Genomic DNA, 10,528 nt, shown 5'->3' with positions numbered 1-10,528 from the left:
TTCAGCATTAGGTTATGACAAGCCAATGAATGTTTATTTAAATCAGATGAAAAATGTTGCATAACGATACAGAGATAGGTGGAATTTAAATTACGAAATAGTTGTCTTGACTTTTAGTGGCATTATATATTTGTAGAAGGCTCTATACTACTTGAAGATACAGTACACTCAACTAGAATTTTAAAATTATTTCTAATAACATACTCTTCATTCTCAACATCTTTGTATAATCGCTCTAAATCTTTTTTTAGAATATTTCTATTTTCAAAACTATATATAAAAGCAAAAGAATCCCTATCTAGTTTATAAAGTTCTAAAAATCTATTTCGATACTGATACTCTTCTAAAAATCTTGTAATCGATTTTAATAGCTGATTTGCTACTTTATAACCATATGCATTTGCTACTTTCAAGAAGTTATCAATCTGTACAACTACTACTATCTTATCAAGGCTTTTATTGTTTTTGTACTCATAAAGTAAGCCCTCTTTATTTGAAAGGTTTGTCAAATTATCTGTTATCATCTGAGTTTTTAATTTATTTTTTAAATTGTCAGGTGCTTTTGAAAAATATATAATCAATGGTAAAAGTAATAATACCAATAAAATAAAGATTAAATATGTTAAATCTCTATCTTTCTCTTTTGAAGAAGCTAATTCATGATATTTTAAACCTAAAACAAGTCTTAAATCTTGACCATTTTTTAATTGCTTTAACCTTTTAGAATAAAAAGTATCAGAAGAGTATTCATCACTTTTTAAAGCTAAAGAAGTATTCTCATTTGCAAAGGCATCTTTAAATAAAAAAGTATCAAAAGTATTAGAAAGTATTCCATACTTTTTATTTGAATGTAAAATAAACTTACCCTTTTTATCTATAAGCATTACATCATATAAAACATTTTTTTCAAACTCTTCAAAGAACTCAGTCATATTTATATTTATAATCAAAATAGCACTCTTTCTACCTTGATTATCATTTACTACTGTTCCTAGTCTTAATGATGTTTGTTTAGGTATTACTATTTTCTCTTGTTCTATTTCTAAATCAATTTTAGAAAAGCCAACTTCATATGCTTCTAACTCTTTAAACTTTTGAAAATAGTCTCTATTTGACTTATCCTGTAACTCATTTGCAGGAACTATATGTGAAAATTTTTTTTCGTTTAGTCTTCCTAAAGAGACTCTATTTACACGTATCTTTTCCATCCCTTGCATATCTAATATTCTAATTTGTATTGCTTCAGGAAGTGTTCGTTGTATAGTTACAAGCAGTTGTTCCAGGTCTTCTTTCTTTTCATTTTTACTTATATACTCTTTTAAAAAACTGTTATGAGAAATAGCCTCTAAAGTTGAAATATAACTATCTATTTTAGATGAAAAGCCTTTCTCTTTTATTAATATCTTCTCTTTTATCCTATCCGAAGATAAGGTATTAATATCATTTTTATTTGAGATTTTAAAAGAAAAAATTAACAAAGCTAATAGTGCAAACACCATTAGAAAAAATAGTGTTAAAAAAGTATATTTATAATTTATTTTCTCCATCTTCAGTCCTACGTGAAATCATGTAATTTTATAATAGAAGGGTATCAAAATAGTGTCAAAAAAGTTTTATAGTTTGAAACTATTAGTTGTAATAAAAAAAGTTGCTTTAATAATTTTTATGTAATAATGACTATTATGGCAAAAGAATATAAAGTACAAAAAAAGAAAACAGTTGCAACAACTGTATCACAGACAGTGTTTAAAATCTTAGTTACAATTGCAATTATAATTTTTGCATTTCTAATTTATGATAAGATGAACTTCGGTAAAGGCGGTTTTGACTTTAGTTCTACAGATAAGAACAAAGAGATAAAACGTACACCAGAACAGCTAAAATGGTTTGATGACTTCAAGGGAGTAGAAAATGTTCCTACTAAAAAACAACTTGAAGAGAAAAATGAAAAGAAAGGTAATTTCTTAGGATTTGGTTCAAATTAATAGGAGAATAACATGGAAATAATTTTTATTATCTTCTCTATATTTCTATTTATTTTTGTAATCTTTGCCCTTTTTCAAAGCTATAAGTATTTTAAAACAATGAAAAAGTACAAAAAAAGAAAAGAAGAAGGTGCAACAAAAGAAGAACTTGAAAAAGAGTTCAAGTTCTTCGATTAAATAAATCTATCTTTCAGCTATTCTGTCTAAAGAAGCTTTAGCTAAAAATCTATCATAAAAGGCATTATCAAAACTCTGTTTTGCTTGTGTTAATAAAAAGTTTGCATTTATTAAATCTGTACTTGTAGATAAACCTTCATTAAATCTATTATTTACTATTTTATAGTTCTCTTTTGATTGCTCTAAAGATATCTTTGCAGTTTCATAGTTTAATTTAGAAACATCAAACTCTTCAACTGCATTTTCATATTGTAGTTTTATATTTAATTTTAACTCTTCTAAGTCTTCTTTTACTTGTAAAGACTTTTTTCTTAAAATAACAGTTTGAGCATAATCTGCTCCACCATTATATAAATTCCACTTTACATTTACAGTAGCTGTTGATTGCTCATCATAAGTTAACTCATCAGAGTTTAAAGAAGCGTCTTGTCCATACTTTGTATGTGCAAGATTCAAAGAAACCGATGGCAAAGCTGTACCATATGCATTTGCATTTTTTTGACTACTTAAAGCTTCAACTGTTTTCTTTAATGCTTTAATTTCACTTCTTGAAAAGATCTCTTCCTCTTTATAGTCAAAAGCAAAAACTGCATTTTTATTTAGGTCTTCTATTTTCTCACTTTTTGCTAAACTACCACCTAAAATATTTTTTAGGCTATACCAAGCAACTTTTGAATCAGCTTTTGCCCGTGCAAGATTTTGTTTAGCTTGAAGCATTTGTGCATTAACTTGAAGTAAATCATTTCTAGCTAATAAACCTTGTTCAAATCTATTTTCAGAATCTTTGTATTGCTTTTGTAATAATTTATATGCATTATCTAAAGTCTCAATATTCTTTAGACTTTTTAAATAAGATATATACTTTACTTTTGTTTCATATACTAAATCATATCTTGCAGCTTCTAAACTATATTTAGATGCCACCTTATTGCTTTTTGCTGCATCTAAATTATAGTAATCACTTAAACCACTAAAAAGATTGTATGATAAAACTGCACTTGCATTTGCGTTGTCTTTCCCTTCTCCAATATCATACTTATTTGCATTGTATGTATAAGAAGTATCTAATTTAGGTAAAAATCCTGCTTGATTTTTAGTCACATTAGCTTTTGCTTCATCATAAATATATTGTTGTTTTATATAGCTGTTGTTATTTGTTAATGCTTTATCTATAGCTTCATTTATATCTAAAGCATATAGATTTACCCCTAAAAATGTTAGGGGCAAAAGTTTTAGTATTTTTTTATTCATCTACTACTCCTTATGCTTTACTTACGTCAACTGGTTCTTGTACTTCTTTATTTTTAACTCTTTGCTCTAATTTAATGAAGAACATTAAAAGTGCAGGAGTTACAAAAATAGTAAAGATAGTTGAAAATGCTAATCCACCTGTAATTACAGAACCTAATCCTCTATAAAATTCACTTCCTGGTCCTGGAATTAAAACTAATGGTAACATACCAAAAACTGATGTCATAGATGACATATAAATAGGTCTAACTCTTGTTTTTGTTGCTGCAATTACTGCTTGCTTATGTTCCATTCCTTTATTTCTAATATAATTTAAACTTTGGTGAACTATTAAAATTGCATTATTTACAACAATACCAACTAAAATAATAAACCCAAGCATAGTTAAAATATCCAAAGTCTGTGGAGCAATAAAGGTATTTGTCAATGCTAAACCAATAAATCCACCCGCTGTTGCTAAAGGAACTGTAAACATAATAACAATTGGATACAAGAAGTTTCCAAATAATGAAGCCATAAGTAAATAAACAATTACAAGAGCTAAAATAAAGTTTCCAAGAAGTAAACCTATTGTCTCTGTAAGTTTATCAGCTGTTCCAGACATACCAACTTCTACTGAAGGAGGAATCATTCCTTTTGCTTTCATTCCTTCAAGCATACCACCAATAATTTTCATTGTCTCTTCTATAGTCATTCCTTGTGGAGGAGTAACTTGAAGAGTAATTGTTCTTTTTCCATCTAAGTGTCTAATCTCAGAAATACCAGTTGTAAACTCTGTTGTTGCTAAAGATGATACAGGTACTAAAGAAGCATTTGGTAAAGCAATTTGTGAAGCTAAAATATCCTCAGGAGAACTTATTTGGCTCTCATTGGCTTTTAATACTAAATCAATTTTCTTTTTACCCTCTTGCTCAAAGTCACCAATCTTTCTTCCATCCATTAAAACATCAACTGTTACACCTAAATCTCTTGAACTAAGTCCTAATGCTCTTAAAGCATCTTGATTTGGTCTAAGTCTTACTTCTGGATAAAGAAGTTCAACTGATGGTACAGGTCTAACTTGTGCACCTTGTACTGATTGCATTGTTGCACCAAATAGTTGAGAACCTACATTTGCAATGTCTTCAATCTTTTCACCAGAAATATCAATATTTACAACATTTCCTTCACCAATTCCATCTTCAAAAACACCTGATTGAATTGATACACCAAATACTGATGGCATAGAGTTTACAAGAGGAGCAAACATTGGAATTAAATCTCTTGCTCTATCTTCATGAACAGAAGTTCCACCAAATAAGTTAAAGTCTCCAAATGAAACAAAGAAGGCTCTATTTAACCCAGGGATATCTCCAACATCTTTATTTACATGAGGTTCAATACCTTTCATTAAATATGCACCCATTTCATATCTTTCTTCGTAAGATAATCCAGGAGGAGCAATTAAGATATTAAAAATTAAGTTCTTATTTCCTTGAGGTAAATAATCAAGTTTAGGAAACAGTGTATAAATAATACCTACAGATAAAATAGCCAATGATAAAATTGTAATCACTTTTGATTTTACATCTTTAAGTGACAGTTTTACAATAGACATTATAAACTCAACTGCTTTATGTCCAAATTGAGCTATCTTTCCTGCATCTTTTGGTTCTTTTTTAGAGAAAGATGCAAACTTTTTCCAAAGCATTGGAATAACCGCAATTGAAACAAATAATGAGAATGTTACTGCTGATGTTACAGCAATTGCAATATCTTTAAATAGTTGTCCCGCTTCATCTTCTAAGAAAATAATTGGTAAGAATACAGCAATAGTCGTTAACGCTGAAGCAATCAATGCTCCCCAAACTTCACTTGCACCTTTATAAGCAGCTTCTGAGATTGACTCCCCTGCTTTTCTATGTCTATCAATATTTTCTAATACAACAATGGCGGCATCAACTAGCATACCAACGGCAAAGGAGATACCTGCTAATGAAATAGTATTTAAACTTCTTCCCATAACTGATAGAATAATAAATGTACCAATAATAGAAATTGGGATAGCAACTGATACAACAGCTGTTGGAGATAAACTTCTTAAGAAGATTATTAAAATAATAACAGCTAATATACCACCAATGATAATATTCTTTTGAACTAAATCAACCGAACCAACAATATATGGTCTCTCATCATAAATCCAGTGAATTTTTAAACCTTGTTCTTTTAAAACTCCTGCATTTAAATCATTTACTACTTTTTCAACATCATTTGTAAGTTTTACAACATTTACCTCAGAACTTGGCTGAACACCTAAGAAAATACCATCTTTTCCTAGGAACATTGCGACTGTACTTGGAGTTTCATATCCAAAGTTTACTTTCGCAATATCTTTTACTCTAACTCTTTGTTCTCTATTTGAGATAAGAATAACTTCTTCAATATCTTTTATTGATTTAAACTTATGAACTGTTCTAATTCTATAAGAACGTCTTTCTAAGTTTTGAAGTCCTGCAGAAACATCCACATTTTCATTTTGTAAAATATTTATAACCTGTGAGATAGTAAGACCATAAGAGGCAAGTTTGTTAACATCAAACTCAATTTGCATCTCTTGTTCTCTTCCACCACCACCCATAGTTCCAGAAACACCCTCAACTCTTCTAATTGCAGGTTTTATTTCATCTTCAAAGAATGTTTTATATTCATCAACATGTCTTGGGTTATTATCTAATGTTTGAAGCATCATCCAAATAACTGGGCTAGCTGTTGCTGTTTCAATTACTGGTTCTTCTACATTGTTTGGATAAGAGCTTACTTCATTTAATTTATTTGATACATCTTGTAATGCAGCTCTTAAATCTGTTCCTAATTTAAAAGTTAAAGTAACTTCACCATAATCATCTTTTGAACTAGATTCGTACTCAATTAAGTTATTTAAACTCTTTAAAGTATCTTCTTGTTCTTCAATTATCTCTCTTTCTATCTCATAGGGAGTTGCACCAGGCCATACTGTTGTGATTTTAATCTCTGGCTTAGTAACAGTGGGAGTTAATTGATAAGGAAGTTTTGATAATGATAAAAAACCAAAAAGAACAACAATAAGTACTGAAACTATTATTGTAACGGGGTTTTTTATTGAAAACCTAATTAAATCCATTATTTACCTTATTATTTATTTAATACTTTTACTGGTGAGTTAGGGAATACTCTTTCATTTCCTTTGCTAACTACATCCATACCTTCACTTAAGCCTTGTGCTGAAATTGCTATTTTATCTCCAAGATATCCTATAATTTGTACAGGCATCATTTGAGCAGTCATCTTATCCGTAATTGTAAATACAACATTCTGTCCAAATCTTTTAATAACTGCATCTCTTGGTACAACTAAAGCTTCTGTTTTTCCATTTTTTGAAAGGCTTACTTTTGCTTCTTGTCCATCAAAAACAAAACCATCTTTAATATCAGCCTTAAATTTAACAGGGAAAGTTCTTGTTAGTTTATCTCCAGCTGGAATTGCTGCTATTAATTTTGCTTTGAAACTATTATTTGCAACTGTTACATCATAAATATCATTTTTCTTTAATCCATTTATAACTGATAAAGGAATATTAAAAGTAATCTCTACTTTTGAAGTATCCACAACTGTTACAGCAGGACTTCCAGCATTTACCCACTCACCTAAATCAACATGTCTTTCTACAACTACAGCATTATAAGGAGCTTTGATTCTTTTCTTAACTGCTTGTATTTGTAACTCTTGTAAAGTACTTTTTGCTGCAATATACTTTACTTTAATATCATCAAACTCTTTTTGAGAAATAGATTTATTTTCAAGTAGTTTTGTATATCTTTCATAATCTCTTTTAGTACTTGTTGCAGTTGCTTTTGCTGATTGAATTTGTGCATTTAAAATATCAGCATCAATTTGAACTAAAGTTTTGTTTTTCTTAACTTTATCTCCAATTTCAAAATTAATTGCTTTTACAACACCAGAATTTTGTGCTGCTAATACTGATTTTTTATCAAACTTAATTGTTCCAACAAACTCTTGTAACGGGTTAACCTCTGATTTTACAACCTTTGAAGTCTCTACTAATGAAGGACCTCCCATTGCAAAAAGTGAAGCAGAAAAAATAGTTATACTTAACAATTTTTTTATCATTATTTTTCCTCTTTAATTAACTTGTTTGTAATCTTTTGTACCATAGGTGCTACAAAAAATACGATTGGGAAAGCACATACAAACGCTTTTACAAATGCTTCCATCCACTTTAATATAAATCCATCAATAAATCCTAGATTAATGAATGTGATCACCATACTCATAATAAAACTCATAAACAAAGACATGAAAAAAGCAAAAGTTAGTCTTCTATATTTTGGGTCTATCATTTTTTAATCTCAATTAACTGTAATATTGTTCCAATAAACCTTTCATAATCTGCTCTAACATCAAAATTAGCTTGACTCATTTTTCTTAGTGCAAGTCCTTTGTGGTAAGTTAAAATTCCATCTGATAAATTAAGAGCTTCTTTTTTTATCTCACCATTATTTATAGACTCTTCTAAAATTTTAATAAGCTCTCCACCAAAATATTCATTTTTCTCACAATTAAACTCTTTCATTGGTAAGTTCTCTTCTGCTAAAACAATTGATAAAAACTCTTTATAGCCATTGAAATGTTTCATATTCTCTTCTGTATCATTTAATACAAAATCAAAAAAAAGTTCAAATTTCTCTTCAATAGTATTTAACTTTGCAACTTCTTTAGTAAACTCTTGATGATGCTGTTCAATATGCATGTTTATAATTTCAAAAATAATGTCATCTTTGTTTTCAAAATATTCATAAATAGTTCCCTTACCAATACCTGCAGTTCTTGCAACCTCAGCTACAGTAAGTTTTTTCATGCCTACTTCATGGATTAAATCAGAGCAAGAAAGTGCAATTTCTCTTCTTTTTTCTTCTTTATTTATTTTTCTAGGACTCAAATCTTTATCTCCTTCCAGATAAAAAGTAATCAAAAATTTAACTTTTTGACTGACCGTCGGTCAATTACTCAAAAAGAAGTATAAAGAAATAGAACTTAAATTACTTTTAAAAACTGACCAATGGTCAGTTTTTAAGTTTAGTCTTTATTTTATTATAAAAAAATGTCTAAAAAGTGGTATGATTATGAAGAACAAGAAAGCTGTAGGTTTGCGTGTTCTTGAGGAGTTGGTTTTGAGTATCTTTCAAACTCTTTATGCTCATCAAATGGGCTTTGGGCAATTTTTAATAAATCATTTACTAAAGAAAAATCACCCTCTTTTGCTTTTTCAATAGACTCTTGAAGCATATAGTTTTTGATTACATATTTAGGATTTGTTTTTTTCATTAATTTTTTCATAGACTCAAAGTCTTGATTTTGTTTTTTACAAGTATCTTTATACATTTCAAACCACTCTTCTAAAGGTTGTCTAATAGGAACTATATCTAAAACATTTGAAAAGTCTTCAAGTGAATTTATATTTGTAAGTTCCCAGAAGAAGCAGTTATAATCACACTTTGATACTTCTAAAGCTTCTAATAATGAAACTACTAAATTTAAATTTGAATCACCACTTAGGTTATCATCTAAACCTAATCTTTTATTCATAAGCTCTAAGTAGTGTTTTTGATTTGCTGACATAAAAGTTTGTAAATACTCTATTAGTTTATTTACGTCGCAAACATCTTTTAAAGCATAAGCTAAAACTTCTAAATTCCATTTTGCGATATGTGGCTGATTATTATAAGAGTATCTTCCTTCTACATCCGTATGATTACAAATACACATCATCTCAAAATTATCCATAAAAGCATATGGACCATAATCAATTGTAAGTCCTGATACTGACATATTGTCTGTATTCATCACTCCATGCATAAATCCATATGCCATCCACTGAGACATTAATTTTGAAGTCTTATCTACAAGCTCAAAATAAAACCTCTCATAACTATAGTCTAAGTTTTTTAGATGAGAATAACTATTGTCAATTACATAATCAAGTAACTGTTTTAAATGTTTCGTATCTTTTTGTTTTGCAAAATACTCAAATGTTCCTATTCTTATCCAAGAAGGAGACATTCTTAAAACTATTGCTGCTGTTTCTTCTTCCTCATAAGATCTATGAACAGGATGATTTGAACCAATAATTGCTAGTGCTCTTGTTGTAGGTATTCCTAAAGCATGCATAGCTTCACTCATAATATATTCTCTAATACTAGAACGTAGAACAGCCCTTCCATCACCTTGTCTTGAATATCTTGTAAGCCCTGCTCCTTTTGTTTGTAAATGCCAACCATTTACACTTCCAAAATTTATAGCTCTTCCATCACCTAATTGAGGAACATAATATCCAAACTGATGTCCAGAATAAGCTTGTGAATAAGTAGTTGAGCCTTTTAAAGTTTTCTTTCCATTTACAAAGTCAACAAACTCTTGTGTTTCACACTCACTGTAATCTAGAGATATTAAATCACATGCTTGTTTAGAATAACTAATTAGATGAGCATCATAAAGTGCTTGTGGTTCAACCTTTTGGTAAAACTTTTCATCAAAATCAAAATAATCACACTCTACTTTTAGCTCATCTAGTTTCATTAATACCTCTTTATATTTTGGGAATTATAAAATAAGATATTTTTTATCTGATTTAACTAAACAAATACTTTACAAATTTAAGCTACATTATAAAATAAATTAAAAGGAGAAAAGATGAAAAAACTTTTATTTCTATTTTTATTTAGCTTTTCTTCACTATTCGCTTTTGAAGAACTTTCAGAGATAGATTTTGAAGAAAAACTAGAAAATAAAAATGTAATTATTGATTTTTATAGTGTATATTGACCTGCTTGTAAGGTTCTGGGTCGGAACATAAAAGAGTATAGTAAAAACAAGCAAGAAAATGTAACTATCTATAAAGTAAATGTAGGAAAAGAGATGAATATAGCAAAACACTTTGATTTACTCGGAGTTCCTGCTCTTGCATACTTAAAAGATGGCAAACTTTTAATTCTTGAATACGGAATTAAAAGTGTCGAACAACTTAAAGCATACGAAAAAGAGTATTTCAGTAAGTAGTTTTACTTACTGAAATGCCA

Annotated in this window: 11 protein-coding genes; 4 read left to right on the top strand and 7 right to left on the bottom strand. The window is 29.0% G+C overall.

Annotated features, from left to right (window positions below):
* Positions 1 to 122: 122 nt before the first annotated feature.
* Positions 123 to 1,547, bottom strand: coding sequence for a cache domain-containing protein (locus CRV03_RS13165; protein WP_129085601.1), 1,425 nt, complete (start codon positions 1,545 to 1,547; stop codon positions 123 to 125).
* Between the two features lie 135 nt (positions 1,548 to 1,682).
* On the opposite strand from CRV03_RS13165, the gene CRV03_RS13160 reads away from it, so the two are divergent.
* Entirely contained in the window at positions 1,683 to 1,985 is a 303-nt protein-coding gene (locus CRV03_RS13160) for a hypothetical protein (protein WP_129085600.1), read from the top strand.
* A 12-nt stretch (positions 1,986 to 1,997) separates the two neighbouring features.
* On the top strand, positions 1,998 to 2,162 hold the full coding sequence (locus CRV03_RS14150) for a hypothetical protein (protein ID WP_164968666.1): 165 nt from the start codon (positions 1,998 to 2,000) through the stop codon (positions 2,160 to 2,162).
* Positions 2,163 to 2,168: 6 nt separating this feature from the next.
* Here CRV03_RS14150 and CRV03_RS13155 read toward each other — a convergent pair whose 3' ends face one another.
* The 6 genes from CRV03_RS13155 to CRV03_RS13130 all read right to left on the bottom strand — a co-directional run bounded on the left by CRV03_RS13155 (position 2,169) and on the right by CRV03_RS13130 (position 10,028).
* Entirely contained in the window at positions 2,169 to 3,413 is a 1,245-nt protein-coding gene (locus CRV03_RS13155; RefSeq protein ID WP_129085599.1) for a TolC family protein, read from the bottom strand.
* Positions 3,414 to 3,423: 10 nt separating this feature from the next.
* Positions 3,424 to 6,555, bottom strand: a complete 3,132-nt coding sequence (locus tag CRV03_RS13150) for an efflux RND transporter permease subunit (protein WP_129085598.1) — start codon at positions 6,553 to 6,555, stop codon at positions 3,424 to 3,426.
* 11 nt (positions 6,556 to 6,566) lie between these two features.
* On the bottom strand, positions 6,567 to 7,562 hold the full coding sequence (locus CRV03_RS13145; protein WP_129085597.1) for an efflux RND transporter periplasmic adaptor subunit: 996 nt from the start codon (positions 7,560 to 7,562) through the stop codon (positions 6,567 to 6,569).
* Positions 7,562 to 7,750, bottom strand: coding sequence for a DUF2798 domain-containing protein (locus CRV03_RS13140; protein WP_309109195.1), 189 nt, complete (start codon positions 7,748 to 7,750; stop codon positions 7,562 to 7,564). The genes CRV03_RS13145 and CRV03_RS13140 overlap by 1 nt, the downstream gene beginning before the upstream one ends.
* A gap of 38 nt (positions 7,751 to 7,788) precedes the next feature.
* Entirely contained in the window at positions 7,789 to 8,391 is a 603-nt protein-coding gene (locus CRV03_RS13135) for a TetR/AcrR family transcriptional regulator (RefSeq protein WP_129085595.1), read from the bottom strand.
* A 182-nt stretch (positions 8,392 to 8,573) separates the two neighbouring features.
* On the bottom strand, positions 8,574 to 10,028 hold the full coding sequence (locus tag CRV03_RS13130; protein ID WP_129085594.1) for a YdiU family protein: 1,455 nt from the start codon (positions 10,026 to 10,028) through the stop codon (positions 8,574 to 8,576).
* 114 nt (positions 10,029 to 10,142) lie between these two features.
* Here CRV03_RS13130 and CRV03_RS14270 point away from each other — a divergent pair, with 114 nt between their 5' ends.
* Together CRV03_RS14270 and CRV03_RS13125 are read left to right on the top strand one after the other, a co-directional pair.
* Complete coding sequence (locus tag CRV03_RS14270) at positions 10,143 to 10,274, top strand: hypothetical protein (protein WP_258239098.1); 132 nt, start codon at positions 10,143 to 10,145, stop codon at positions 10,272 to 10,274.
* A gap of 15 nt (positions 10,275 to 10,289) precedes the next feature.
* Complete coding sequence (locus tag CRV03_RS13125) at positions 10,290 to 10,508, top strand: co-chaperone YbbN (RefSeq protein ID WP_129085593.1); 219 nt, start codon at positions 10,290 to 10,292, stop codon at positions 10,506 to 10,508.
* Positions 10,509 to 10,528: the final 20 nt, after the last annotated feature.

Source organism: Arcobacter sp. F155 (assembly GCF_004116455.1).
In the GTDB taxonomy this organism is placed as follows: domain Bacteria; phylum Campylobacterota; class Campylobacteria; order Campylobacterales; family Arcobacteraceae; genus Halarcobacter.
The sequence above is the reverse complement of the archived record's forward strand: the minus strand, read 5'-3'. Positions and strand labels throughout refer to the sequence as shown.